Source organism: Streptomyces sp. NRRL B-3229 (assembly GCF_000719505.1).
In the GTDB taxonomy this organism is placed as follows: Bacteria; Actinomycetota; Actinomycetes; order Streptomycetales; family Streptomycetaceae; genus Streptomyces; species Streptomyces griseorubiginosus.
In genome coordinates this window covers 330,419-356,252 of the sequence record NZ_JOGP01000003.1, presented here as the reverse complement: position 1 = coordinate 356,252, position 25,834 = coordinate 330,419, and the positions used below count along the sequence as shown (strand labels likewise).

Below are 25,834 nucleotides of genomic sequence, written 5' to 3'. Positions count from 1 at the left end.
CGCGGGTCCGGGAGGCGCCCCCCGCTCAGGGCGCCTCCGGCAACCTGTCCTCCTTGCCCGCAACCGCCCCGTTCAGCGCAACTCGGCCTCCACCGGCCTGTCTTCGAGGAAGCCTCCCGACTGGTGGCGCCAGAGCTTCGCGTACGGCCCGTCCAGGGAGAGCAGTTCCTGGTGGCTGCCCTGCTCCACGATCCGACCGCGGTCGAGGACGACGAGCTGGTCCATGCCCGCGACGGTGCTCAGCCTGTGGGCCACCACCAGGGCCGTCCGCCCCTCCATGAGCCGCCACAGCGCCTCCTGGACCAGGATCTCGCTCTCCGAGTCCAGCGCGCTGGTCGCCTCGTCGAGGAGCAGGATCGGCGCGTCCCGCAGGATCGCCCGGGCGAGCGCGACGCGCTGGCGCTGACCACCGGACAGTTTGACGCCCCGCTCCCCCACGAGCGTGTCGAAGCCGTCCGGCAGCGCGTCGGCGAACTCCGTGACGTGGGCCGCCTCGGCCGCCCGGCGGATCTCGGCCTCGGTGGCCTCCGGCCGGGCGAAGGCGATGTTGTCGCGCAGGGTGCGGTGGAACATGGCCGGATCCTGCGGGACGTAGGCCATCAGGGAGCGCAGGTCGGTCTGGCGCAGCCGACTGATGTCCTGGCCGCCGATCAGGATCCGGCCGCCCTCGATGTCCTGCATCCGCAGCAGCAGCCGGGTGAGCGTGGTCTTGCCGCCGCCGGAGCGTCCGACGAGGCCGACCTTGGTCCCGCCGGGCACGACGAGGTCGAGCCCATCGAAGAGCCGCTCCGCTCCCGCGTGGCGGAAGTGCACCCCCTCGAAGCGGACGTCGGCGGCCCCGGGCACCAGCGGCTCGGGCGACGGCGGGTCGAGCACGGTCGGCGGGGTCATCAGCAGCTCGGTGAACTGCGCGGCCTCCGTCATCGAGCTCTCCAGCCGACGGTAGATCTGGTTGAACTCGAACATGATCCGGGTGGCGTTGGAGTAGTAGGTGAAGGCGACCACCACCGCCTCCACGCCGTGCTCGCCCCCGCCCAGGGTCACCGCGAGCAGCAGACCCAGCGCGTTGGTCAGCACCGACATCGGTGCGACGAAGGTGTCGATGCGCAGATTGCCGTAGTCCCACGACCTGAGCATGAGCCGGCGTGAGGTCGCGACGCGCGACCGGTGCTCGGCGGCCTCCCGCTCCTCGGCGCCGAACGCCCGCACGGTGTCCATGTTCATCAGGCTGTCGGCGACGTGCCCGGACACCCGGGCGACCGCCGCCTCGCGTTCGGCGACCAGTTCCTGGCGGCGCCGGATGAGGGGTGCCGCGACCAGCGCCGTCACCACGATCATCGTCAACAGCCCCACGACGAGCAGCGGTTCGTAACGCCACAGCACCACCGAGCCGAACAGCAGCGGTACGACGCTGCCCACGACCTGGAAGCACAGGGTGTCGACGAAGGGCTCGAAGCGGGTGGCGAAGCTCAGGACCCGCTTGGTGAGCGACCCGGCGAAGTTGTCGTGGAAGAACGCGGCGTCCTTGGCGAACAGTTCGTCCATCCCGATGATGTAGAGGTGCTCGATGCCGAGGGCGTCGAGACGGTTCATGCAGTGCAGGGCGACCCGCCACATCGCCTCGGCGATCAGCAGGACACCGGCGAAGCCCAGGACGTACGGCAGGGCCGTCCTGATGGTGAGTTCGTCACCGCCGGCGATGTCTCCGGCCAGCTTGGCCACGACCAGCGGGGCGAGGTAGTTGAGGCCGATGTTGCCCAGTCCGAACATCAGCATGGCGGGAGCGGTCAGCCTGCGCAGGCGGGCCAACTCCCGTCCGTAGTAACGGAGTGCGAGGAGCACCGCGCCCCTGCGCGGTGCGGTTTTCTCCAGCTCAGGCGTCTGCATCCTAACCCTGTGTGTCTGGGGAGTAACGGTCCGAGTTGGGAAGTGTCCCGTGGCGGCCACCGCGCGGTCCACGTGTTTTACGCCGGGCCAGGAGCCGAGGGATTCGGCAACTCTCAAGTGACGCAAGGGGATTGACCCAGAAAGCGCTTGCCACCTACGGTCCCCCGAATGGGTATGAAGCGAGGATTCGGCTGGGCGTCGCTCGCCGCGGCGACCACCATGGCACTGACGGCAGGGCTGACCGCGGCAGCCCCCGCGGCCCACTCCGCGGACGATCCCGTGCAGGTCGTGGTCGACGGGCACGACGTACGCGCCGACAACGTCAACGGCCTCACCTACAAGGGCCTCGGCCTGCTCAGCTGCAACAGCACGAGCAATCTGCTGATGGACTACAAGGCCGAGCATCCGCAGCGGTACTGGCAGCTGGTCCGGGTGCTGTTCGGCGGGCGGAACCCGCTGATCAACCATGTGAAGATCGAGATGGGTTCGGACACCAACACCTCGACCGGTTCCGACCCGGCGACCATGCGCACGGCGGACGAGCTCGCCGACGCGTCCCGCTCCCCCGGTTTCCAGCTGGCCGCCGACGCCAAGACGGTGAACCCGGGCCTGAAGGTCTCGATCCTGCGCTGGGTCATGCCCCAGTGGGTCCAGACCGAGTGGAACAAGGGCACCGGCACCGACGAGATGTACAAGTGGTACAAGGAGACGATCCTCGACGCGTACGAGAAGTACGGGTACATGGTCGACTACGTCGATCCCGACACCAACGAGACCACGAAGCCGGACATCTCCTTCCTCAAGTGGTACAAGAACGCACTGACGAACGACACCGACTTCGCCGACCCGCGCTACGGCCTGACGCCCCGTCAGCAACAGGCTGCGGCGAAGGCGTACCACGGCATCAAGATCGTCACCTCGGACGAGAACACCACGAAGAACATCGGCCCGGCGATGCTCACGGACGCCGAACTCTTCGGCACGGTCGACGCGGTGGGCTACCACTACACCACCGAGGACCGGCTCGACGGCACTCCGGACAGCGCCACCTACCGGCCCTACACGAAGCTCGCGACCGGTGAGAACACCTACGGGCAGGACAAAGAGGTCTGGTACAGCGAGGGCGTCGGCTCCTTCGGCTGGACGGACTACCGGGTCCACAACACCGAGGGCCCGGGGGGCGCGAGCACGGGTATCGGCGGTGTGCAGAGCGCGCTGGACGTCGCCAACCGCTCGGTGAAGAGCTACGCCGACTCCAAGCGGACCCACTACATCTTCCAGCCGGCGATCGGCGCCTTCTACGAGGGCGCCCAGTACAGCCACAAGGAGCTGGTCAGCGCCCGCGACCCGTGGTCGGGGAACATCCACTACGACGCCGCGCTGTACGTGATGCAGCACTTCACCCAGTTCGCGAAGACAGGGTGGGAGAACTCCACCAACACGGCCGGCATCTGGCGCACGGTGCCCGAGGCGAGCTACAGCGGGGTGAGCGGCACCGAGAACGTCGACGGCTCCAACGGCGCGCCCAGCTACCTGACCCTCGCCGACCCGAAGAAGCGGGACTTCTCGACGATCGCCGTCAACGACAGCGACCGGACGAGGACTTACCGCATCAAGGCCGAGAACATGGACCTGGGCGACGATCCGACCATGGAGGTCTGGGAGACCCGCGCGGCCGACCCCGGCCAGGCCTACGACGCGAACTTCAAGCACCTGGCCGCCCAACTCCGCCCCGACGACGAGAAGTACTACACCTACACGGTGAAGCCGCGCTCGATCGTCACCTTCACCACGCTCGACCGCAGCCACGACAAGGCGACGCGGCAACGCCTCCCGGAGTCCGGGGCCCGCACCGTGCTCGACACCGACGCGACCGGCAAACGGCACGACACCCGTGACGGCGTGCTGTACGCCGACGACTTCGGGTACGAGGAGGAGCGCCCGGTCCGGGTCGGCACGGACGACGGCGCGCGCACGGTGTCCCAGCCGTACCTCACGTCCCGGGGCAACCAGCCGCGGTACCTGGTGGACCAGACAGGTGCCTGGGAGGTCGGGAAGGACGCCGACGGCGACAACGTCCTGTACCAGTACCTGGACCAGTCCATGAAGGACACCGGCGCCTGGAACCGGAACACCCCCAACACCACGGTCGGTGACTTCCGTTGGGAGAACTACAGGGCCTCGGTCGACGTCTCCTTCCCCGATCCGCAGGGCGGCCTCGCCACCTTGGGCGTGCGGCAGCAGAAGGGCATGGCGGCGACCGACGCCGCGTACGGCATCGGGATCGGACCGGCCGGGAACTGGACCTTCTACCGCTACGGCACGGCGATCCGCACCGGCACGGTCGCCCCGGCCGACGGCTACCGCCTCGCCGTCGAGGCGAAGGGTGCGCGGGTCACCGTCTCCGTCGACGGCCAGGCCGTGGCCGAGTACCAGGACCCGACGCCGGTGACCGGGGGCCGCGTCAAGCTCGGTTCCGACTTCCACAAGGTCGGCTTCGACAACCTGAAGGTGGAGAAGGTCGCCGGCTACACGCCGTACGCCACCGCGCTGACCGACAACATGGACGGCTGGGTCGGCTACGACGGCACATGGAGCCGGAACGCCTCCCTCGGGGACGCGATGAACTGGTACCGGTCGACATCGACCGGCGCCACCGCCGGGGCGTCCGTGACCGTCCCGTTCACCGGTACCGGCCTCGACGTCATCGGCGGCAACGACGGCAGTGCCGTCCTCGACGTCACCGTGGACGGACGGCCGCTCGCCCGGGGCGCGCGGACGGTCGCCAGCGACAAGCGCCAGGCGACCTACCGGCTCCGGGGCCTGCGGGAGGGCCGGCACACGGCGACGCTCACCCTGCGGTCCGGGAAGATCGTCCTAGACGCCTTCACCGCGCTCTCCGGTGACGTGGACGGCCGGGTCGACACCATGCCCCTGCGCACCGCCCTGGACGCGGTGGGATCCCCGGACCGGTCCGACTGGACGGCCGACTCCTGGGCCGTGTTCAGCGCCACCCGCTCGGCGGCCAGGGCGGCCGTGGACGGGCAGCGCGGCCTCGACGTCATCGGCGTCGACCAGCTCGCGAGCCGGCTCACCGCGGCGCGGGACGGGCTGGTGCGCGAGGAAACCTGACCGGCACGCGGCACGGGCCGGTACGGGAGGAAACCTGACCGGCACGCGGTACGGGCCGGTGCGCGGGGAGGCCTGACCTGCGCGGGTGGCTCGCGCACGACGGTGAAGGGTCGTCCGTCCGCGCACGACCGGTGCGGACGGTCCTTCCCGGCTCCCCCCGGTCACCCTCGCGGGGTGAAGCCGTGCGGGCGGGGCGGCCGGATCCTTGAAGGGCACAGCGTTCCGCGCCCGAGGACCAGTCGAGGGCCGTGACGAGGTCGGGAAGGGCGGATGGACGGCCAGCAGTCGCAGGGACGGTCCACGACCACCGGTCACGACGTCCGGGGGCCGTGGGGACAGCTGCGAACCGTGCCGGGGGTCCAGGCGCTCACGGGCTACCGGCGCGAGTGGCTGGCCAAGGACGTGGTGGCCGGGATCGCCCTCACCACCCTGCTCGTCCCGCAGGGCATGGCGTACGCGGAACTCGCGGGGCTGCCGCCCATCACCGGCCTGTACACCACGATCCTGTGCCTCCTCGGCTACGCGGTGTGCGGCCCGTCCCGGATCCTGGTGCTCGGTCCCGACTCCTCGCTCGGCCCGATGATCGCCGCCACGGTGCTCCCCCTCGTCGCGTCGGACGGGGACCCGGAGCGGGCGGTCGCCCTGGCCTCGATGCTCGGGCTGATGGTGGCCGGCATCATGATCCTGGCCTCCGTGGCCCGCCTCGGTTTCATCGCGGACCTCATCTCCAAGCCGACCATGATCGGCTACATGAACGGCCTGGCCCTGACCATCCTCATCGGCCAGCTGCCGAAGCTGCTCGGGTTCAAGGTCGACGCGGACAACCTGCTCGGCGAGTGCGCCGGACTGGTGCGGAAGCTGGCCGAGGGGGCGACGGTACCCGCGGCGGCGGCCGTGGGCGTCTCGGGGCTGGTCCTGATCCTGCTGTTGCAGCGGCTGCTGCCCAAGGTGCCCGCCGTGCTCGTGATGGTCGCCCTCGCGATCGCGGCGGCCTCGCTCCTCGACCTCGACGAGCACGGCGTCGGGCTGGTCGGCCGGCTGCCGGAGGGCTTCCCGCCGTTCACGCTTCCCCACGTACGGGCCGACGACCTGGTCCCGCTGTTCGCCGGCGCCCTCGGGATCGCCGTGGTGTCACTGGCCGACACCATCTCCAACTCGTCGGCGTTCGCGGCCCGTACCGGGCAGGAGGTGCACGGGAACCAGGAGATGGCGGGGGTCGGGGCGGCGAACCTGGCGGCCGGGCTCTTCCAGGGCTTCCCCGTCAGCGCGAGCGGCTCCCGTACGGCGGTCGCCGAGCGCACGGGCGCGAAGACCCAGCTCACCGGCGTGGTCGGTGCGGTCCTGATCGTGCTCATGCTGGTTCTGGTGCCGGGCCTGTTCCGCAACCTCCCGCAGCCCGCGCTGGCCGCCGTGGTCATCGCCGCGTCCCTGTCGCTGGCCGACATCCCGGGCGCGGTACGGCTGTGGCGGCAGCGACGGGCCGAATTCCTGCTGTGCGTCGCCGCGTTCGTCGGGGTCGCCCTGCTCGGCGTGCTGCCCGGCATCGCCATCGCGGTCGGCCTTTCGGTCCTCAACGTCTTCCGGCGGGCCTGGTGGCCGTACGACACCGTGCTCGGGCGGGTGCCGGGCCTGGAGGGGTACCACGACATCCGCTCCTACCCGGGCGCGGACAGGCTGCCGGGGCTGGTCATCTACCGGTTCGACGCGCCGCTGTTCTTCGCCAACGCCAAGAGCTTCCGGGACGAGGTGCGACGGCTGGCCGGGTCCGATCCCCGGCCACGCTGGATCGTCGTCGCCGCGGAGCCCATGACGGACGTGGACACCACCGCGGCGGATGTGCTGCACGAACTCGACACCGCGCTCAGCGTCCGCCACGTCCGGCTGGTCTTCGCCGAGCTCAAGGACCCGGTACGGCGGAAGATCGAGCGGTACGGGCTCACCCGCACCATCGATCCCGACCGGTTCTTCCCCACCGTGGAGGCCGCTGTCACCGCCTTCAGCCGCAGCACCGGGGCCGAGTGGTCCGTCGGCCCCGACACCAGACCGCTCGACAGGAGGTGAGGCGGATGGGCAGCACCGACAGGGGAGCCGCCGCGGAGGTGGCACGGCTGGCCGTGGGGCTGGTCGATCTCGCCGTACGGGCCGTCGCCGACACCGCCGAGGGCGCGGCACAGGTACGGCGCCGGGGCTCGCCGGCCGTACCGGACGCGGCGTTCGGTCTCGCGTGGGAGCTGCGGCGCCGGTCGCGGGCGGTCGTGACGGGAGTCGGCGCCGTGGCCGTGCCCTGCACCCGGGCCGCGGTACGGGTCCTCGTGCCGTCGTTCGCGGCCGACGCCGTCGGCCGGCGGGTGGCACGCTGGAGTGCCCTCGGCGCGGCGGAGCGGCTGCGGGCCCGTGCCGAGGCGGAACTGCGCGCCCGGGCGCTGGTCCGCGCGCTGACCGCCGCCGTCCTCGACGAGATCGACGTCGACGCCGTGGCCGACCGCCTCGACGTCGACCGCGTCGCCGCCCGCCTGGATCTGGACGCGGTGCTGGCCCGCCTGGACCTGGACGGGGTGCTGGCCCGTCTCGACCTCGACGCGGTGCTCGCCCGCGTCGACCTGGACGCCGTGCTGGCCCGCGTCGACCTCGACGGCGTGCTCGACCGGGTGGACCTGGACGCCCTGATCGCCCGGGTCGACCCGGACCCCGTCCTCGCCCGCGTCGACCTCGTGGCGTACGCCGAGTCGGTGCTCGAGGAACTCGACCTCGGCCGGGTGGTCCGGGACACCGGCGGAAGCATCACCACGGAGACGCTGGACGCGTTCCGTGAGCAGAACGCCCGCGCCGACCGGCTGGTGCAGCGGCTCACGGACCGGCTGCTGCACCGGGCGGGCCCGTCCGGGGCGGGCGGGTTCACCGACGGGCCGGCCGCACCGGTGGAGACGCCGTGACCGCCCCGGCCCGCGCACGTCGCCCGCAGGAAGTGCAGGGGCGTCCGGCGGGGTTGGTGTCGCGGACGGCGGCGGCCGTCGCGGACCTGCTCGTGGTGCTGGCGATCCTGCTGGCCGCCGAGGCCGGGTACGCCGCGGCCCACCGGCTGCTGGTGGGCCCGCCGTTCGCGTACCCCGACCTCGCGCCCGGCGCCACCGCGGCCCTCGGCTCCACGGCCCTCGTCGTCTACCTCACCTGCGGATGGCTCTTCGGCGGGCGCACCGCCGGAGACCAGTTGATGGGCCTGCGGGTGACGGACCGTTCGGGGCGGCGGCTCACCTGGGGCACGGCCCTGCTCCGGGCCCTGCTCTGCGCCGCGCTGCCCGTGGGGCTGTTGTGGATCCCGTTCAGCCGGCGCGGGGCGTCGCTCCAGGACGCGGTGACGGGCAGTGCGGTCGTGCACGACTGGTACGGCCGTACGCGCAACCGTCCTACGGGTTCACCTTCCGCGGGTGAGGCGCGGGACGCGCGCGGCCGGATGGGATGAACCCGGGGCGGAGGAAGGGAGTGAAGTCATGGCGACACTCGGTCCGGTGCAGTTGCTGACCATCGAGTTCGGCCCCGACGCGGCGTTCGAGGGCCGTGTGCTCCAGGAACTGGCGGTCCTGGAGGGCAAGGGGCAGATACGGGTCCTGGACGTGCTGTTCCTCCAGAAGGAGATCGACGGCGACACGGTCGGCCTCAACTACGAGGCGGAGGGCATGGGTGAGACCGTCGAGGCGCTGCTCGGTCTGACGCCCCGTTTCCCGGACTCGACCCGCGGCGCACCGGAGTACGGCCCCGGCACCAGGGCCTTCGGGTTCACTCCGCGCGATCTCAGGGCGCTCGCGGAGGAACTCCTGCCCGGTACGGCGGCGGCCTTCGTGCTGCTGGAGCACCTGTGGGCCAAGCCGCTGCGCGAGGCCATCCGGGACGCGGGCGGCCTGCCCGTCGCCGAGGGCTTCCTGACACCGCAGGCCCTGGCGCCGGTGGCGGCGGAGCTGCTGGCGACGACCCAGACCATCGACGACCTGACGGCGGCTCAGCAGGCCACCGGGCGGCTGACCGCGAGGACGGGGTGACCGAGGACGGGGTGACGTAGTCGGGTGTGGGTGACCCGTATCTCCGGCCGGGATCGTCTGCCTCCCGGCCGGAGCGTCGCGTGTGCCGGCGGTCCGCGCCGCGTACGTCCAGGGTCCCCGCCGCGTACGCCTGGGGTCCTCGCCGCGTACGTCCAGGGTCCGTGCCACGTACGCCTGGGGTCCGTGCCACGTACGCCCGCGGTCCGCGAGATCGGTCGGTCGCCAAGCAGAAGGCCGTTACCGCGCACCCCGCTCCGCGGCCCCGGCACCGCGCCCGCCCCGGGCCAGTCGGGCCACGCGGCGCCAGTCCGCCGGTGCCGCGAGCACCGGCCTGCCGGGGCGGTGACGTGGCACGCGGACCCGGAGCGCTCCCGGCTCGGTGCGGCAGACCACGGGGGTCGGCAGCAGGACGTGTTCTCCGTCGATGCCGACCGCGATGTCGGCGGTGTCCGCGTCCACGACGACCTCGTCGACCCGCAGCCGCATCACGGACCCGGAGCGCTCGCCGCGCACCAGGCGGGCTGCCTGCGCGGTGTTCGCCACGCGCACGCCCAGCACTCCGAGCAGCCCCGAGTCGAGGCGTTCCCGGCGTCCGGGACGGGTCGCGTCGACCGCCCGCAGATAGGGGTTGTTGCTGACGAGCAGCGCCTGGAGTCCGCCGACCCGCGTGGTCCCGGCCCGCATCCGCAGGCCCGGCGCGTCCTCGCCGGTGAGCAGTCCGGGAAGGGTCCGCAGGGTCGTGTGCAGCTTGGCGTCGCGGTAGGCGGGGTCGGCGACCACGGAGGCGTACGTCCCGAACGAGGCGTTGTTGACGAACACCCGGTCGGCGGCGAAGCCGAGGTCCACAGGCTGTTCCACGCCGTCGGTGAGGGCTTCGAGGGCTGCCGCCGGATCGTCGCGGTCGAGCCCGAGATCGAGGGCGAAGTGGTTGCGGGTCCCGGCGGGGATCACCACGAAGGGCAGGTCGTGCCGGGCCGCCACCTCGGCGACGAGGGCCTGGGTGCCGTCGCCGCCGGCCACCGCCAGCAGGTCGGCGCCCTCGGCCACGGCCTGCCGGGCGAGTTGCACCACGTCCTGGTCCCCGTCGAGCAGTACGACGCGGGCGCCGGCCGACCGGGCCTTCTCCACCAGGCCGAAGCGTCCCACCTTGCCGCCGCCGGAGCGGGGGTTCATCACGACCCAGGGATCGTGCGGTGCCGGTGCCCGCCGGGCCGGGGAGCGAGGGGGCGCGAGGGCCGTACGTGCTGAAACGACGGCCAGGATCCACAGGACCAGGGACAGACAGGCCGGGCCCAGCATGCCCCACGCCGCGTACAGGGAGAGCACGGTGAGCGGCGCGGTCACCGACAGCACCAGCCCGAGGACGCGCAAAACACCGGTGTGGGCCAGCGTCCACCACACCCCGACGGCGGCTACCGCCAGTCCGGCGATCCCTAGGAGGGCCCACAGCACACTGCGCAGTCCGGCCACCAGGAGCGGCACCAGGACGCTGCACAGCAGGGCGAGGAGGGCGAGGCGGGCCCGGAGGACGCTGCCGGTGCGTGCACCGTCGCGTTGCTGCCGTTCCATGTCCTCGCCCTCCCTCCCGGCGCGGCCCTCACCCATGGGCCACGCACTCGACGGGTCGTCACATGTCGCGTCCGGGACGCTCGAAGGGCTCGAAGGAGTCGTCGCGCCGGACCGTGCACAGGGCCCAGATGATGAACCCCGACATCGCGATCATCACGATCGACCAGGCCGGGTAGTACGGCAGGGAGAGGAAGTTGGCGATGATGATGAGTCCGGCGATGGCCACGCCGGCCACGCGCGCCCAGGTGGCCGCGCGGAAGAGGCCGAGGCTCACCAGCACGCCCACCACTCCCAGCGCGAGGTGGATCCAGCCCCAGCTGGTGAGGTCGAACTCGAAGACGTAGTTGCGCGTCGTGACGAAGACGTCGTCCTCGGCGATGGCCATGATGCCCCGGAAGATGTCGAGCACTCCCGCGAGCATCAGCATGACGGCCGCGAAGACCGTCGTGCCGGCGGCCCAGTCCTGCTTGGCCGTGGTGCGGTGCGTGGTGTGTGTGGCGGTCATCCTGACCCCTCGTTTCGATCGTTCGGTGTGCTCAGTGCCGGGAGCCGGCGGCGACACCGGTGGAGGCGGTCCCCGAACCGTGGCCGCTCAGGACGAGGTCCTTGGCCCGGGCGAACTCCTCGTCGGTGATGTCGCCCTTGGCCCGGATCTCCGACAGCCTGGCGAGCTCGTCGACACTGCTGGTTCCGCCGCCGCCCTTGGCGGTCTCGCGGATGTAGGAGTCGAAGGCCTGCTGCTGCGCGCGAGCCTGGGCGACCTCACGGCTTCCCATGTTCTTGCCGCGGGCGATGATGTACACGAAGACGCCCAGGAAGGGCAGGACGATCGTGAACACCAGCCAGCTGGCCTTGGCCCAGCCGCTCATGGCGTCGTCGCGGAAGATGTCGACGACGACCCGGAAGAGCAGGACGAACCACATGATCCACAGGAAGAACCAGAGCATCGACCAGAAGACGCTCAGCAGCGGGTAGTCGTACGCGAGGTACGTGGACTCGCTCATGTCACTCTCCTCCGTCCGGGGCCTTGGCCCGGCCGCCTGTCTGTGCGTTCTCAGCGTGCCCACGGCAAGGAGCCGACGGCTTCACCCGGCGCGGGTGAGCGGGTGACCGGGCCGGGTCACGGTCCGCGGGGCGGAAGAGCGGGGCGGAGACCTTCCGGTACCAGGCGCCGGTGGCGATGGCCTCTCCCGCGGCCAGGCCCGACACGGCGACGAGGAAGACGCCGATCAGCCAGGACAGGAAGGTGAAGACGGGGCCCAGCGGGCCGAACTCGGCGAGGCTGCGCTCCATCGCGGTGGGCATGACCAGCCGGGCGGCCCCGCTCAGCGCGACCGTGCCGGTCCCGGCGAGCATCGCGCCCGGCAGCAGGCTCCGCCAGCCGATCCGGCCGCCCAGGAAGAGGTGCTGGGACCACCACCACAGCAGCGTCGTCGACAGCAGGGACATCGTCAGACCGACGGCCGGACCAGCCCCGAACCCGTCGCGCACCGGCGCCTGGGTCAGCAGGAACACCAGCCACACCACCAGCCACAGGGGCCAGCGCCAGACCGCGGCCCGCAGCGGTGCCCTGGGCAGCCGCCAGCAGCGTTCGAAGACGGCTTGCAGGGCCCGGCTGAACGCGGTGGCGGACGCCAGGGCGACGAGCACCCCCAGGACGCCGACGGAGTCCCGGGTAGGACCGGTGGCCTCGTAGGTCCGGCGCACCTCGTCGAGGGTGTCGCCCCGTACTCCGAGCACCGAGCGCAGGGAGTCGGCCAGCAGGTCCTGCACGCCGGGGGGTGCGAACGCGGCCACCGTCATGAGCAACGGGAGCACGGCGAGGAAGGCCTGGGCCGCCAGTCTCATGGCGCCCTCGACGACGTTGAGCGCCGACAGCCGGGGCAGGAACCGGCCCAGCGCGCTGGACCGTACGCTCTCCACGACCCGTGCGGCCCGGGCCCCGCGTGCCGGGTGGACCGCATCGGAGTTCCTGTTCATGGCTCACCCGGCGCCCTGGCTCACGCGGCCGCGTGTCCCGGTCGGTCGGGGGTGCCCGGCGCGGGTTGCGCTGCGGCGAGCACCGCGATGATCGCCAGCACCACCAGGACCAGCACCAGGACGAGGGCCACCGCGCCGACGGTGGGGTGGTTCCACAGGACGAGGGCCAGGGCACCGGCCCCGATGACGATCCCGGTGGTCCACTTCTGGTGGACGGCGAGCCAGTGCCCGGTGAGACCGGTGGTCACCCCCGCGCGGCGCAGCGTGTTCCCGGCACCCGCGGCCCCCCGCCCGGCCAGTGCGCGCACTCCGCGCGCGACCCGGCCGGGGCCGTAGAGGTAGGCGGTGAGGGCCGTGAGGAGGCAGACGACGAGCAGGGTGCGGGCGCTCGCGCGCAGGAAGCGGAGGAAGGTGTCGAAGATCGCCGCGGCGGCGTCGGGCGGCAGGGTCGTCGCGGGCACGGAGTCCAGGTAGACGCGCCGCAGCACGACCAGGGCGACCAGCACCACCACCGTCATCACGCCCACCCCGAGCGCGGTGATCATCACCATCACCCGGTGGCCTGGAGCGACCCACACGGCGAGGGCGGCGAGAGCGAGCGTCAGGACGGGCAGCCAGGTGCCGACGACGTCCAGCAGGCGCATGCCGTCCTGGGCCTTGGCGAGCTGTTCGGTACGGAACAGCGTGACGGTGCGGTCGGTGTCCGGGATGGCGGCGGCCTTCTCGAAGCCGGCCTCGACGAGCCGCTGCCGCACCTGGTCGACCACGGCGCCGATGTCCAGCTGCACCGTGTCCCCCTCGGCCTGCACCGCGCCCTCGCGGTCGCCGGTGAGCATGTTCACCACGGTGGCGTGGGCCCGCCGGTTGGCGCCCTCCCAGGCCTGCTGGAAGAGCTCGCCGGTGACCGCGCGGCTCACGGTGCGTTCCACGACGGAGCGCACCGCGGAGCGCAGCGGGGCGGTGAGGGACTTCGAGCCCTCGACGACGCGGGGCGGGGCCCCGTTGTCCGACAGCGTCCTGGTGAGCGCGGCCGTGATGGCCTCCACGTCGACCTGGGCAACCACCCGGTCGGTCAGCCGGTCGATCACGACGCCCTGCACGGCCGGGTCGGAGGCCAGGGGGGCGACGGTCTGCACGTACCGGTCGGTGTCGGCGACCTGGTCGTGCACCCAGGTCGCGGCGAGGGCGAGCGGTGCGAGCAGGAGGGTGAGGACCAGGAGGACGGTGGCTCCCGCGTAGCGCGCCCTGCGGTGCCGTACCGACGCGGCGCGGCGCAGCCGCTGGTACTCGGCGTGCTCGTCCGCGGTCACGGCGCGGGCGGAGCCCGGGGATGCGTCGCCGCCCGGGGTGCCGGGGGCCGAGGCGGGGTTCATGGAGGCTCCCTCGTCGGAGCAGCCTGGCTCGTTCTCAGGCGTCCGCCGGTTCATGGCGGTCCGTGATGCCCGAGCGGCGCAGCGCGGCCCGCCAGGCGAGGGCGAGGACCAGCTCGAACAGGCCGAGCAGCACGAGCCACAGGCCGAGCAGCCGGGTCAGCGCCCGCGCCGACTCGGTCGGCAGGGCCAGCACCACGATCCCGGCGACGATGCCGATCACGGCCGAACCCAGTACGAAGGCCCGGTGCGGCAGGTCCTCGGCGGTGATCGCCGTGTAGAGGGTGAGGATGCCGGTCACGAGCCAGACGACCCCGACGACCAGCGAGAGGGCGGCGATGGTCTGGAGCGGATTGCGCAGGCACAGCACACCCGCGAGGACGTACAGCACGGCCATGATCAGGCCGAGGAGCCGTTCGCCGGGTGCGTGCCAGGCGAAGACGGAGACGAACCGCAACGACCCGGCGACCAGCAGGTACAGGCCGATCAGGACGGCGAGGACGTGCAGGGTCTCGTCCGGCCAGACCAGGACGAGGACGCCGGGCACGAGCGTGGCGATCGCGGATCCGAGGATCCAGGTCCAGGAACGGCCGAGCCGCTCCAGTACGTCCGCTCCGGCGACCGTGCCTGCGGGGGTGCCGCCGTGGGTGCCCCCGTAGGGGTCTTGGTCCGTCGCGGTGTGTGGTGCCGGGCCCCGCTGCGTGGTCATGGCTTCTCCTCGCCCGCTCGAACGGGTCGTCCCCCGCACCGCCGGAGCGGTGCGGGGCCCCTCACGCGGCCAGCGTCCCGCGTAGCGCCGGTGCCCGGGTCACCCGTCGTGGGTGATCCGCGGATCCGGCCGTGCCGGTGGGCTGGTAACGAGGTCGTACGCCGGCCCGGCGGCGGCCCGGACGAAGAGGGACGAGATGAGCGCTCTCCCGAGCGCCCGGACGGGGCACCGCCCGCCCGGGTCCGGCGGGCGATGTGCGAGGCCGTCGCCCGCACCGTGCGGGTGCGCGGCCCACCGGTCGTGGTGCGGCCTCTCGTCTACGATCCAGGAGGTCCAGCCATGACCGTACCGAACTCCTCGACGGTCCTTCTGTCGCCCTCGGAACGGGCGGCGATCGGCAGGAACGCCCGCGCCCGCGTGCCCCGTTCGAGCCACGGCTTCTTCGAGACGGACCCGGCGCGGTTCGACCCGATCGAGGTGATTGAGCGTCAGTCGGCCACGCGGGTGCCCGAGTTGGTGCCGATCCGCTACGGGCGAATGCTCGAGTCGCCCTTCCGCTTCTACCGCGGCGCGGCAGCCATCATGGCGGCCGACCTGGGTGCCGCCCCCAACACGGGGCTGCGGGTGCAGTTGTGCGGGGACGCGCATCTGCTGAACTTCCGGTTGCTGGCCTCGCCGGAGCGTCATCTGGTCTTCGACATCAACGACTTCGACGAGACGCTGCCCGGCCCCTTCGAATGGGACGTGAAGCGGCTGGCGGCCAGTTTCGCCATCGCGGCCCGCGCCAACGGCTTCTCCCTCAAGGAGCAGAACACCATTGTGCGGACCTGCGTCCGCGCCTACCGCAAGCGGATGCACGACTTCGCGGGGATGCGCACCCTGGACATCTGGTACGCCCAGGACGACGCCGACCACCTGCGTGCGCTGCTGGCGTCCTCGATGGACAGGAAGGCCAGACGCCGTACCGAGCGGGCCACCGAGCAGGCGCGTACCCGCACCCACATGCAGGCTTTCGAGAAGCTCACGCGGAACACCCCCGAGGGCCGCCGGATCGCCGCCGACCCGCCCCTGATCACACCGCTGAGGGATCTGCTGGCCTACGCGGCGGACAACCAGCAGGAGAAGGAGCTCCAGACCGTTCTGGAGGAGTACGCGCGCACCCTGCCGTCCGAACGGCAGCACCTGTTGCACCACTTCCACCTGGTGGACATGGCCCGCAAGGTGGTGGGGGTGGGCAGTGTCGGCACCCGCTGCTGGATCCTGCTCCTGCTGGGCAGGAACGACGACGACCCGTTGCTCCTCCAGGCCAAGGAGGCCCAGGAGTCGGTGCTGGCCGCGCAGACCGGCGCGGACCGCTTCGACAACCAGGGCCGGCGGGTCGTCGACGGCCAGCATCTGATCCAGACGACCAGTGACATCTTCCTCGGCTGGACCCATGTGGTGGGCATCGACGGCGTCGAACGCGACTTCTACGTACGGCAGTTGCGGGACTGGAAGGGCATCGCCCGGCCGGAGATGATGGACCCCGCGATGCTCGCCCTGTTCGCCCGGGTGTGCGGCGCCTCGCTGGCCCGCGCCCACGCCCGGTCCGGCGACCCGATCGCCATCGCCGCCTACCTGGGCTCCGGCAACCGCTTCGACCAGGCCCTCACCGGCTACGCCCAGTCCTACGCCGACCAGAACGAACGGGACTTCGAGGCACTGGCAGGCGCGGTCCGCTCGGGCCGGGTACAGGCGGAGACACTCTGAGCGAGAGAAACAGCAGCGGCCACGCTGCGCTGCTGGGGGGGGCGGGAGAGCGGCTGTGCGTGCGCTGGTTGGGGGCGGTAGACGGCCGTGCATGCAGTGCTTGGGGGCGGTGGACGGCTGTGCGAGCGAAGCCGGGTGGTCCCGGAACGGACGCGGGAGGCGCGTGGGCGGGGGTGAGCGCGATGGGCGGTGCGAACGCGCGGGGTGGCGCGAGGCAGTGGCCGACGTGGGTTCGGTTCGGGGTTCGGCGGAAGCTCCCAGGGAGTCCGGGAGCGAGGGGAGGGCAGGCGCGGGCCGCGTGAGGCGCCCTCGGGCAGACGAGCGTGCGCTGGGGCACGCGAACTCCGGCAGTGGGTGGGCCACGGCGACACCCGGGCAAGTGAGCCACCCGCGCGCCGGGGCGGACGGCTGGCAGCTGAAAGGCCCGTGCTCGCGACGCTCCCGCGGCGGCCCGGTGCGACTGCCGGGCGCCGTCCACCGGCGGCGGGCCGGTGCGGCTGACCGGTCCCCCGCCCTAACGGTCGGCCGGTGCCGTGGGCGGGCCCCCGCCGGCGGTCGGTCGGGAGTGGTCGTCGGTCCTGGGGGACGGCGGTGTCACTCCGGCATGCGTCGCATCTCCACCACGTGCAGCCCCAGGGACTGGCAGCGGGCCAGGAGGCCGAACAGGTGCGCCTCGTCGATGACCGAGCCGAACAGGACCGTCTGTCCGGACATGACCACGCGTTCCAGCTCGGGAAAGGCTTCGGCCAGTGTGTCCGACATGTGTCCGTCGACTCGGATCTCGTAGCGCATGGGCTGTACTCCCGCAGGCGGCCTGGCGGGCGGTCGGCGCCCTGTACTCCGATGGTCCATTCGAACACCCCCTTCCTGCCTCACCCGGCGGAGGTGATCCGCCGGCCGGCGCTCGGGCGACCTGGTCAGTGCTTCAGGAACACCTTGAACGAGATGATCAGCAGGCCGATCACCAGGTTGACGGACGCGGTGCCGGCGACCAGGCGCCAGGACGCACCGGCACGACGGGCCGCGGCCACCGACCAGCCCACCTGTCCGACCACGGCGACGGACAGCGCCAGCCACAGCGCACCCTGCACGTCCAGACCCAGCAGCGGACTGACCGCCACCGCCGCGGCGGGCGGCACGGCGGCCTTCACGATCGGCCACTCCTCGCGGCAGGCCTCGAACACGACGTGCCGGTCGAGGGCCTGTTGCGCCAGACGCGCACCGAACAGCTGGGCATGCACGTGCGCGATCCAGAACGCCACCCCGGTGAGCAGCAACAGCAGCACCAGTTCCAGCCGTGGGAACGAGCCGAGGGCGCCGGCTCCGATCACCACGGAGGCCGCCAGCATGGAGCCGTAGACGCCGCCGGAGTAGTCGGCGCGGGCCCGGATCCCGGTGCCGGGCCCGCGTACCGTCGTGGGGTCCGTCGTGGACATGGACGCTCCTTGGGGGTCAGCGCGTCGGTCCGGCCGAGGGGGACGGCGCGGCGGTGCCCGCCGTCTCGCGACGGCCGCTGCGGCCGGCCGGGAGGTTCGAGGTGACGAGGAAACTGGCCAGCGTGATGCCTCCGGTGGCGAGGATCGCCGCCTTGAGGCCGTCGAGCTGCGCGGCGGCGTAGGAGTCCGTGACGGCCTCGGCCTCGGCGGGCGGCAGCCCCGCGTTCGCCGCCGCCGAGCGCACCTGGTCGGTGGTGACGAAGGAGATGCCGGCTTCCAGGGCGACTCCGGTCTCGGCGCGGGTCTCCTCGGACAGCCGCGGATCGTCGGCGACCTGGCTGGTGAAGGCGTGCGCCAGGGCGCCGAGGAGGATCGAGCCGATGAGGGCCGTGCCCAGCGCGGAGCCCAGGTTCTGCGCCGTGAACTGGAGCCCGCCGACCTCGCTGCGTTCCTCCTCGCCCACGCTGGACTGGACGACGTTGCCCAGCTGCGACGCGAGCAGCCCCGTGCCCACGCCCACGAGGGCCATGGCGCCGGCGAACTGCGCGTCGTCGATGACCGGGTCGATGGTGGCCAGCAGCCAGACGATGGCGACGGTCAGGGTGGCGAGGGCCAGCCGGATCATCCGGCGCGGTCCGACGGTGCGGCCCAGGGAGGAGGCGAGCAGCGAGGCCGCGAGCATGGTGACGGAGACCGGCAGGAGCCGGAGCCCGGTCTCGAAGGCGTCGAAGCCCTGCACCACCTGGAGGTACAGCGGGATCACGAAGAAGAGGCCCAGCAGGATGAGGTTCTGGCTGAGCAGGACCATCAGTCCCGAGCGCAGCGCGGGCCGGCCCAGCAGGTCCAGGTGGACGAGGGGGTCGCTGCCCCGTTCGTCGCGCCGTCGCTCCCAGCGGACGAAGAGGGCGAGGACGGCCGCTCCGGCTCCTACGACGAACAGCGTCGGGGCGAACCCGAGGACGGTGAAGGGCGGGTTGCGGGGCGAGACCCATCCCCAGGTGCTGCTCTGGAGGACCCCGAGCACGCCCAGGCCGAGCCCGGTGGCCGACAGCGCGGCGCCGACCCCGTCGAGCCGGGGGCGGGTCCGGGTATGGGCAGGTTCGGCGATCATCCGGTGGCAGCACAGCATGGCGAGGACGACGACGACCTCCCCGGCGAAGACCAGCCGCCAGGTGAGATACGTGGTCACCCAGCCGCCGAGGAGCGGGCCGACCGCGATCCCGGCGCCGGCGAGGCCGCCGATGACGCCGTAGGCGACGGCCCGGTCCGGCCCGCGGTAGGACTCGGCGACGAGGGCCGCCATGGCCGGCAGCACCATCGCAGCGCCGAGCCCTTCGACGACGGACCAGCCCAGGGCGAGGACCCACACGGTGGGGGCGAGGGCGGTCAGCGCCGATCCCGTGCCGTACACGACCAGTCCGAGGAAGAAGAGCCGGCGCCGCCCCAGGATGTCGCCGAGCCGGCCGCCGATCAGCATGAAGGCGGCCATGACCAGCGCGTACAGGGTGATCACGGCCTGGATGGTGGTCACCTCGGTGTCGAAGTCCTCGACGAGTTGGCTGATCGAGACGTTCATGACCGAGGTGTCCAGGACCATGAGGAACTGGGCCGTCCCCAGGACGATCAGAGCGCGCCAACGCCGCATGGTGACCACCTCGCCAGAATCGGTAGGCGGCTCGATGGAGACGGCCGCTCCTCCCATGGCAGCGGACCGGGGTGCGCGGGCGCCTCACCCGTCACGGGCGACCTGCCGGTTCCTCACAGGAGCCGCAGGTCCCGTGCTCGGCGTACCGCCTCGCTGCGGCGGTTCACCGCCAGCTTCCGGTACAGGCTCTTGAGGTGGGTCTTCACGGTGTTCACCGACAGGTACAGGTCCGCGGCGATCTCCTGGGTCGACATCATCTGGGCCAGTCCGCGCAGCACGTCGCGTTCGCGTTCGCTCAGCTCCTGCACGACGACCGGCGCGGGGGGTGGCCCGGCAGCGGCCCGTCCGGCGGCGGGCGGGGGGTCGGAGGCGGGGATGAGCCAGCCGGCGGCCAGCGACCGCGAAGGTGCCGCGGCCAGGTACGGCCTGATCCAGCGTCCGGCGTCGATGAAGGGGCGGCGCAGCCGTTCGCGCCGGGCGCCGAGCAGTGCCTGGGCGACCAGTCTGCGGGCCGTCTCGGTGTCTCCGCGCTCCGCCGCGGCCTGAGCTCTCACCAGCGCGGCGCGGACGGTCACCGCGGGCCCGGGCCGGCTGTCGGCGGACAGGCTGTCGAGAAGGTCCAGGGCGGCGTCCGTCTCGCCCGCGGCCAGTCTCAGCCGGGCTGCCTCCACCACCCACGCGGGGCGGTCGTCCGGCAGCTGCCGCAGCAGCTCGGCGGCCGTCCCGGTCCGCCCCTCGGCCAGATGGACGGCGGAGGCGACCACCCGTTGCAGGCCCTCCGCCCACGGGGAGGCGACGGCGGTGGAGACGGCCGGGGTCGCCGCCTCCATGGCCGCCCGCGTGTTGCCGCGGGCCAGCTGGAGCCGGGCCGTGGCGATGGCCCGCCCTGCGGCCTGGACGGGGTCCTGGATCTCGGGGGCGAGTTCGTCGGCCTCGTCGAGGAGGGACTGGGCCCGGCCCAGTTCGTTGCGGTCGACGGCCACGGCCGCCAGCACCAGCCGCTCGATGCCCGAGCCGGCCGGCTGGGGGAGGCTGAAGCGCTCCGTCTCGGTCATCGCCGCCAGGGCCTTGTGCTCGGCCCTGCCGGGCCATCCGTTCAGGTAGTCGATCAGGGCCAGGTGCCCCATCGACTCCTCCCGGGGCAGCACCGTCTGGGCGCCGCCGGGGCACTCGGCGGCCTCGGCCAGAGCGGCCCGCGCATCCTCGTAGCGTCCGGCCCACAACCGGGTGGAGCCCAGGTGGGTCAGCAGCAGGGCGGAAAGTTCGGGGTGCTTGTCCAGGAGGTGCGCCGGGATCTCCGGCCGTACCTCGTCGGCGGCCTCGGCGGCCTGTTCGGCCCGCGCGGGAGAACCGGTCAGCCGGGCGGCCACCGCCTCCAGGAGCGCCCAGCTCAGCTGGGCGGCCGCCGGGTCGCCCGCCTCGCCGGCCAGCCGTGCCTCGGCGTGGTGGAGGTGGGCCATGCCCCGGTCGAGGTCGCTCTGGGCCAGGTCGCGGGCGGCCCGGACCAGCTCGGGCGCGGGTCCCACGGCCTCGGGGCCCATCCGGGAGAACAGTTCGTTGAGGTCGTCGGAGCGCAGTCCCGTGAAGAACTGTCCTATCGCCAGGTCGTCGACGAGTGCACTGGCGGTGAAGTTCCAGTCGTCGGCCGCGGCGCCGTGCGAGAGTGCCTCCGGGAGGGTGCCGCGGCGGCGCAGCCACTGGGCCGCCGACCTGTGCAGATCGGCTTCCAGGCCGGGGCTGCGCACCCGCAGGTGGGTCTGGAGTATCTCCCCGAACAGCGGGTGCAGGCGGTACCACCCCTGTCCCAGCTGTTCGACGAAGGCGTTGTCGCGGTGCAGTTCGGCCAGGATGCGGGCCGCGTCGGTCCGGTGGGTCAGTCCGTTCACCAGGTCGGGGCAGAAGCGGTCGAGGACGCTGACGCGCAGCAGGAGGTCCTGCGTCTCCCGCGGCTGGCGTCTGAGCACCTCCGCCAGCAGGAAGTCGGCGACGGTGCTGCGGTCGGCCTCGAACTCCTTGAGGTAGGCCTGCGGGTTCGGGCTCTCCTGTGCCGCCAGGGCGCACAGCCGCAGACCGGCGGCCCAGCCGCGGGTCCGTTCCACCAGGGCGTGCACGGCGTCGCCGGGCAGGCTGAGTCCGTGCAGCTCCAGCAGTGCCGCCGCCTCCTCGGGCGTGAAGGCGAGTTCGGCGTCGCGGATCTCCGTCAGTGCTCCGGCCGCGCGGTACCGGTGCAGGGAGAACATGGGCTCGTTGCGGGTGACGAGGACCAGGTGGAGGCCGGAGCCGGCGTGCTGGAGCACGAACTCCAGCTGCTCCGCGATCCTGGACGCGCTCACCCGGTCGAACTCGTCGAGGACGACGAGCGGGGCCGGGTCGCGTCCGACCAGGTCCTCGGCGATCTCGGAGAGCACCTTGCGGCTCACCCGGCTCGGGTCCGCCGGGACGTGGACGCGGTCGGACAGAGGGGTGCCGGAGGCGTCCAGGGCCTGGAGGAAGTAGGCCCAGAACATGCCGGGTCGCTGTTCCTCGGCCTCGACGGTGAGCCAGGTGACCGGGCGGTCCAGGGTCGCGGTCCAGTCGGCGACCAGCAGGGTCTTGCCCGCGCCCGCGGAGCCGTTGACCATGGTCAGGGGGGTCCGCAGGGCCTGGCCGAGATGCCGGGTCAGCCGGCGGCGGGGAAGGAAGGTGGCGGGCCTCGACGGCACGGCGAACCGTGTGCGCAAAAAGGGATCGCCGAAGGGATCGACCCGGCTCTCGGCCGGCACCCCGATGGTCCTGTCGCCTGTTGCCACGGTGCTCACCACCACGCGTCGTCAGGTCCTGGGCAACGCTCCCCCCTCTCGATCAGCTTCTCACTCTTCCCGCACACTCACCTGGCGCACAGGGCCCCACTGGTCCCGCCAGAGGGCCGAACCGCGCTACGAAGGGACCACAGGGCCTAGTCCCACGTGCCCCATGGCCTCTCGACGACGAGCCCCCACTGTTCGCACATCTGGACGAGACACCCGGAAAGGGGCCCATGATGGCGGGCGGATCCGGCGCGGGGGCCGAAATGATCGAGGGCCGGTCTCGGAAACCTCCGAAACCGGCCCTCATCTGCGACTGTCTCCGCCGGTTCGCTGGTGGGCCTGGGACTGGGCCGGGGACGCCAGCTCCGCCCTGCTGGTCACCCCCAGTTTGCGGCCTGCTTGCTCGACGAGTCCAGTCACATCGTGCGGGGTGAGGAGCAGGGCCTGGGCGATCTGACGGTCACTGTGACCTGCGCGGAGCAGCTCGACCAGCCGGTGTTCGGTCGGGGAGAGGCTCGGGGCCGCCGGTGGAGCCGGCTTGGGGCGTACTCCTGCCGAGGCGAGCGCTCCGCGCACTTGGCCGGCCAGCAGGACGCTGCCGCAGGTGTCCGCGAGGTGGAGCGCCTGGGTGAGGGCCTGGCGGGCCTCGTCGGTCTCGCCGCCGCGTATGAGGGCGGTGCCCAGGCTGTAGTGGGCGCGGGCCAGTTCCAGCCGGGCGGGGGACCGTTTCAGTACGGCCACGGCGTCGCGCAGGAGGGCCTGCCCCCGGTGTCCGCCGTGGATGACGCCCAGACAGCGTGAGGCCACCCCGATCGCCCGCTCGGTGCCCCACTGGTGGGCCAGCTCCAGTTCCTCGGTGGCCAGTTGGAGCGCGTCCGTCCGCTGTCCGAGCGTGAGGTGCAGCAGGGCCGCCCGCGACCGCCAGGGCACCCCGGCCAGGTTCATGACCTGGGCCCGGTTCTCCTGCGCGCCGTACTCGTGCAGGACGGCGAGGGCGGCGGCCGGGTTGCCGCGGGCGGCGTGCAGTCGGCTGCGTGCGAGAAGCGCGGGTCCCTGCCATGTCCAGCCGACCCGGTCGAAGTCGGCGTCCGCGGTGAGTACCGCCGTCGCCGAGGTCAGATCGCACCGCTCGATCAGCGACTCGCCCACTTGAGTAGTCATCGACAACCTGACCCGAGGCTCCAGGCTCTGGTCCGCCTTGGTGGCGGGGTGTCCGAAGTCGGGGGTGAGGGGGAGCTGCCGACCGCGGCGGGCCTGGACGAGCAGTTGCCAGGTCAGCGCGGACGAGACCATCAGGAACGACCCCCACCGTCCGCCCGTCTCGGCGACGTGGTCGAAGCGCGCGACGGCGTCGTCGAGCCGGTCGGTGGCCACGAAGGCCAGCCCGGCGAGGGTCAGGAACATGTGGGACGCGTCCGCCGCGACCAGTCCGCCTCGCAGGGCCCGGTCAAGGAGGTCGTTGGCGACCTGGGCGCTGGCCTCCCCGGTGGTGGCCCAGGCGGACAGTGCGGCCAGGACCACGCACTCGCCGGGGGTGTCACCGGCCAGTTTGTGGTCCCGCAGCCGTCGCGCGTGCCGGCGGGCGGCGGGGAGCGTGGACAGTTGGTCGTAGCCGATCAGCAGCATCTGTGCCTGGAGGTACCACGACACCTCGCGGGCGAGGCCGATGCCGTCGTCGGTGTGCTCCAGGTCGTCCACCGCGCGGGCGAGGACGTCGACGGCGCGCTCGTGCTCGTGGCTGAGGAACTGCGCGCTGGCGAGGAGTGAGGCGGCCTCGGCCAGCGCGTACGGGTCAGCCAGCGCTGTCGACGCCTGGGTCAGGTGGTGTCTGGCGGCGCCTGCGTCGATCTGTATCTCGTCCTTGCCCAGCTCCAGGAGCAGGGGACCGCGTGCTTCGGCGGGCAGCGGCTCGCGCAGGGCCCGGCGCAGATAGGCGGTGGTGACCTCCGGGGCCCCTCGGCCGCGAGTCGCCCGCGCCGCTTCCCGCAGGGCGTCCACCCACCAGCTCTCACCGCCCGGTTCGGCCAGCAGCAGGTGGGCCGCCACCAAGTCGTCGGCCGCTCCGTCGGCGCGCAGCAGTCCGGCTGCCCGCGCGTGACCAGCGGCCAGTTCGACCGGCCCCAGGACGGCTTCGGCGACGGTGGTGCGGACCAGGGCGTGCGCGAACCGCACCGGCTCGCCCGGCGCCAGCACGCCGATCTGCCGCAGTCTGCCGCCGAGTTCCCGTGCCGTCGGCTCGCCCAGCCCCGCCAGCTCTGCCGCGGTCGTCCAGGTGGCGTCGTCCCCCAGAACGACCAGGGTCCGGGCCAGGGAGAGGACCGGCTCCGGCTCGCCGGCCAGCCGTTTGACGACGGTTTCGGCCAGGATCCGGCCCCGGAACTCCTCGACCAGATGGGCCTGGTCGTCGGTGGGCCGGACCTGGTTGTCCGCCAGGGTCCGCAGCAGTTCCCGCAGCAGCAGCGGGTTGTTTCCGGTGGCAGAGGCGCACGCGGCGACGAACCGTGACTCGCAGGGGCCGAGACTTGCCCGCACCAGGTGGGTGACGCTGCCGATGTCCAGGCCGGGCAGCTCGATGCGCCGGCAGTGGGGCTGGGCGGCGATCCGTTCCAGCGTCGGCCCGGTGCCGGTCGCGTCGTCCGGCCGCCCCGTCTGCATCGACCTGGCCCCAGCACCGTCGTTCGGCCGCCCGACCAGCACCGGCCCAGCTCCGGCCCCCTCGTCCGGCCGCCCCGCCAGCACCAGCAGCAGAGGCAGGCCCCGCAGGCGTCGGGCCAGGTATTCGAGCCACCGTAGGGACGGTGCATCCGCCCAGTGGACGTCGTCGACCACCAGGGCGAGGGGCCCCTCGTCGGTGGCGTGCACCATCAGCCAGTACAGGCTGTGCAGGAGGCCCAGGGACGCCTCGGGCGACAGCTCGCCGGTGCCCTCCACGCGCAATGCGTGTGAAGCCGACTGTGCGGGACCGGCCAGCAGCCGTGCCCGCCCTTCGTCACCGGCGCGAGCGAGCAGGGGTTCGATGAGTTGCCGCAATACCGCGAAGGCGAAGCCCTGTTCCAGCTCGGCCCCGCTCGCGGACACCACCCTGATCTCCTGCGGTGCCCAGGCATCCAGCAGCGCGGTCTTCCCCATCCCCGCGCCCGCCCGCACCAGCACCACACCGCCCCGGCCTGCCCGTGCCTCACCGGCCGCGTGCTCCAGGACCATCAGCTGGTCCTGACGGCCGAGCAGCCCGGACGGCGTCATGCCGCCACCGGTGGAGGGAACCGGCTGACTGCCGGGGCGCCCTGCCGCGAGCAGCGCGGCGGCGTCGGCGCCGCTCAGTCCCAGCGCCGACACCAGTAACTGTGCCGTGCGGCGCTGCGGGCGTTCTCGTCGGCCGCGTTCCAGGTCCCGGATGGACCGGGCCGCCATCCCGGCGGCTTCGGCCAGTTCCTCCTGGGTCAGTCCAGCGGCCCGGCGGAAGACCAGCAGCATCTCCCCGAATGTCGTCAACTCCCTGGCCCTCCGCACCACTTCGTCTGCTCTAAGCGTCCGGGC

Annotated in this window: 18 protein-coding genes; 6 read left to right on the top strand and 12 right to left on the bottom strand. The window is 72.5% G+C overall.

The genetic code is table 11. From position 1 onward, the window contains the following. Nucleotides 1-72: 72 nt before the first annotated feature. Complete coding sequence (locus IF54_RS0106510; protein WP_078851890.1) at nucleotides 73-1,887, bottom strand: ABC transporter ATP-binding protein; 1,815 nt, start codon at nucleotides 1,885-1,887, stop codon at nucleotides 73-75. A gap of 168 nt (nucleotides 1,888-2,055) precedes the next feature. On the opposite strand from IF54_RS0106510, the gene IF54_RS0106505 reads away from it, so the two are divergent. From IF54_RS0106505 to IF54_RS0106485, 5 genes are all read left to right on the top strand, one after another. Further along, nucleotides 2,056-5,019, top strand: coding sequence for a GH59 galactosidase (locus tag IF54_RS0106505; RefSeq protein ID WP_030315447.1), 2,964 nt, complete (start codon nucleotides 2,056-2,058; stop codon nucleotides 5,017-5,019). A gap of 270 nt (nucleotides 5,020-5,289) precedes the next feature. Further along, nucleotides 5,290-7,080 carry a SulP family inorganic anion transporter gene (locus IF54_RS0106500; RefSeq protein ID WP_030315445.1) on the top strand — a complete coding sequence of 597 codons (1,791 nt, stop codon included), beginning with the start codon at nucleotides 5,290-5,292 and terminating at the stop codon, nucleotides 7,078-7,080. A 5-nt stretch (nucleotides 7,081-7,085) separates the two neighbouring features. Then, nucleotides 7,086-7,952 (top strand): hypothetical protein, encoded by an 867-nt coding sequence (locus IF54_RS40450; protein WP_051735347.1) that lies wholly within the window; start codon nucleotides 7,086-7,088, stop codon nucleotides 7,950-7,952. After that, entirely contained in the window at nucleotides 7,949-8,479 is a 531-nt protein-coding gene (locus tag IF54_RS0106490) for an RDD family protein (protein ID WP_051735346.1), read from the top strand. The genes IF54_RS40450 and IF54_RS0106490 overlap by 4 nt, the downstream gene beginning before the upstream one ends. Before the next feature lie 28 nt (nucleotides 8,480-8,507). Next, nucleotides 8,508-9,053 (top strand): hypothetical protein, encoded by a 546-nt coding sequence (locus IF54_RS0106485; RefSeq protein WP_030315440.1) that lies wholly within the window; start codon nucleotides 8,508-8,510, stop codon nucleotides 9,051-9,053. A 237-nt stretch (nucleotides 9,054-9,290) separates the two neighbouring features. On the opposite strand, the gene IF54_RS0106480 is transcribed toward IF54_RS0106485, so the two are convergent. Genes IF54_RS0106480 through IF54_RS0106455 form a run of 6 tightly spaced genes read right to left on the bottom strand, consistent with a single transcriptional unit; the run spans nucleotide 9,291 to nucleotide 14,681 of the window. Continuing rightward, nucleotides 9,291-10,622 carry a diacylglycerol/lipid kinase family protein gene (locus IF54_RS0106480; protein ID WP_037819398.1) on the bottom strand — a complete coding sequence of 444 codons (1,332 nt, stop codon included), beginning with the start codon at nucleotides 10,620-10,622 and terminating at the stop codon, nucleotides 9,291-9,293. Between the two features lie 58 nt (nucleotides 10,623-10,680). Then, nucleotides 10,681-11,127 (bottom strand): DUF7144 family membrane protein, encoded by a 447-nt coding sequence (locus IF54_RS0106475; RefSeq protein ID WP_020135320.1) that lies wholly within the window; start codon nucleotides 11,125-11,127, stop codon nucleotides 10,681-10,683. A gap of 31 nt (nucleotides 11,128-11,158) precedes the next feature. Then, complete coding sequence (locus tag IF54_RS0106470) at nucleotides 11,159-11,626, bottom strand: SHOCT domain-containing protein (RefSeq protein ID WP_030315433.1); 468 nt, start codon at nucleotides 11,624-11,626, stop codon at nucleotides 11,159-11,161. Between the two features lies 1 nt (nucleotide 11,627). Further along, nucleotides 11,628-12,602: a YhjD/YihY/BrkB family envelope integrity protein gene (locus tag IF54_RS43870; RefSeq protein WP_078851889.1), complete on the bottom strand. Its 975-nt coding sequence runs from the start codon at nucleotides 12,600-12,602 to the stop codon at nucleotides 11,628-11,630. 20 nt (nucleotides 12,603-12,622) lie between these two features. Then, nucleotides 12,623-13,975, bottom strand: coding sequence for a hypothetical protein (locus IF54_RS0106460; RefSeq protein WP_030315429.1), 1,353 nt, complete (start codon nucleotides 13,973-13,975; stop codon nucleotides 12,623-12,625). 34 nt (nucleotides 13,976-14,009) lie between these two features. Next, nucleotides 14,010-14,681 (bottom strand): HdeD family acid-resistance protein, encoded by a 672-nt coding sequence (locus IF54_RS0106455; RefSeq protein ID WP_030315427.1) that lies wholly within the window; start codon nucleotides 14,679-14,681, stop codon nucleotides 14,010-14,012. Nucleotides 14,682-15,020: 339 nt separating this feature from the next. Between IF54_RS0106455 and IF54_RS0106450 the strand changes: the two genes are divergently transcribed. Beyond that, nucleotides 15,021-16,430, top strand: coding sequence for a DUF2252 domain-containing protein (locus IF54_RS0106450; protein ID WP_030315425.1), 1,410 nt, complete (start codon nucleotides 15,021-15,023; stop codon nucleotides 16,428-16,430). 594 nt (nucleotides 16,431-17,024) lie between these two features. Here IF54_RS0106450 and IF54_RS0106445 read toward each other — a convergent pair. From IF54_RS0106445 to IF54_RS39465, 5 genes are all read right to left on the bottom strand, one after another. Beyond that, the gene (locus tag IF54_RS0106445) at nucleotides 17,025-17,222 is read right to left on the bottom strand and encodes a hypothetical protein (protein ID WP_030315424.1); all 198 of its coding nucleotides are present in this window, start codon (nucleotides 17,220-17,222) and stop codon (nucleotides 17,025-17,027) included. Between the two features lie 125 nt (nucleotides 17,223-17,347). Next, nucleotides 17,348-17,866: a hypothetical protein gene (locus tag IF54_RS0106440; RefSeq protein ID WP_030315416.1), complete on the bottom strand. Its 519-nt coding sequence runs from the start codon at nucleotides 17,864-17,866 to the stop codon at nucleotides 17,348-17,350. Between the two features lie 16 nt (nucleotides 17,867-17,882). Then, nucleotides 17,883-19,511 carry an MFS transporter gene (locus IF54_RS0106435; RefSeq protein WP_030315413.1) on the bottom strand — a complete coding sequence of 543 codons (1,629 nt, stop codon included), beginning with the start codon at nucleotides 19,509-19,511 and terminating at the stop codon, nucleotides 17,883-17,885. Nucleotides 19,512-19,624: 113 nt separating this feature from the next. After that, complete coding sequence (locus tag IF54_RS0106430) at nucleotides 19,625-22,315, bottom strand: LuxR C-terminal-related transcriptional regulator (RefSeq protein WP_030315412.1); 2,691 nt, start codon at nucleotides 22,313-22,315, stop codon at nucleotides 19,625-19,627. Nucleotides 22,316-22,600: 285 nt separating this feature from the next. Beyond that, nucleotides 22,601-25,789: an AAA family ATPase gene (locus IF54_RS39465; protein WP_159002084.1), complete on the bottom strand. Its 3,189-nt coding sequence runs from the start codon at nucleotides 25,787-25,789 to the stop codon at nucleotides 22,601-22,603. Nucleotides 25,790-25,834: the final 45 nt, after the last annotated feature.

Coding starts and splice junctions, on each gene's coding strand:
- IF54_RS0106510 (WP_078851890.1), bottom strand. CDS start 1,887: ATGCAGACGCCTGAGCTGGAGAAAACCGCACCGCGCAGGGGCGCGGTG.
- IF54_RS0106505 (WP_030315447.1), top strand. CDS start 2,056: ATGGGTATGAAGCGAGGATTCGGCTGGGCGTCGCTCGCCGCGGCGACC.
- IF54_RS0106500 (WP_030315445.1), top strand. CDS start 5,290: ATGGACGGCCAGCAGTCGCAGGGACGGTCCACGACCACCGGTCACGAC.
- IF54_RS40450 (WP_051735347.1), top strand. CDS start 7,086: ATGGGCAGCACCGACAGGGGAGCCGCCGCGGAGGTGGCACGGCTGGCC.
- IF54_RS0106485 (WP_030315440.1), top strand. CDS start 8,508: ATGGCGACACTCGGTCCGGTGCAGTTGCTGACCATCGAGTTCGGCCCC.
- IF54_RS0106480 (WP_037819398.1), bottom strand. CDS start 10,622: ATGGAACGGCAGCAACGCGACGGTGCACGCACCGGCAGCGTCCTCCGG.
- IF54_RS0106475 (WP_020135320.1), bottom strand. CDS start 11,127: ATGACCGCCACACACACCACGCACCGCACCACGGCCAAGCAGGACTGG.
- IF54_RS0106470 (WP_030315433.1), bottom strand. CDS start 11,626: ATGAGCGAGTCCACGTACCTCGCGTACGACTACCCGCTGCTGAGCGTC.
- IF54_RS43870 (WP_078851889.1), bottom strand. CDS start 12,602: ATGAACAGGAACTCCGATGCGGTCCACCCGGCACGCGGGGCCCGGGCC.
- IF54_RS0106460 (WP_030315429.1), bottom strand. CDS start 13,975: ATGAACCCCGCCTCGGCCCCCGGCACCCCGGGCGGCGACGCATCCCCG.
- IF54_RS0106455 (WP_030315427.1), bottom strand. CDS start 14,681: ATGACCACGCAGCGGGGCCCGGCACCACACACCGCGACGGACCAAGAC.
- IF54_RS0106450 (WP_030315425.1), top strand. CDS start 15,021: ATGACCGTACCGAACTCCTCGACGGTCCTTCTGTCGCCCTCGGAACGG.
- IF54_RS0106445 (WP_030315424.1), bottom strand. CDS start 17,222: ATGCGCTACGAGATCCGAGTCGACGGACACATGTCGGACACACTGGCC.
- IF54_RS0106440 (WP_030315416.1), bottom strand. CDS start 17,866: ATGTCCACGACGGACCCCACGACGGTACGCGGGCCCGGCACCGGGATC.
- IF54_RS0106435 (WP_030315413.1), bottom strand. CDS start 19,511: ATGCGGCGTTGGCGCGCTCTGATCGTCCTGGGGACGGCCCAGTTCCTC.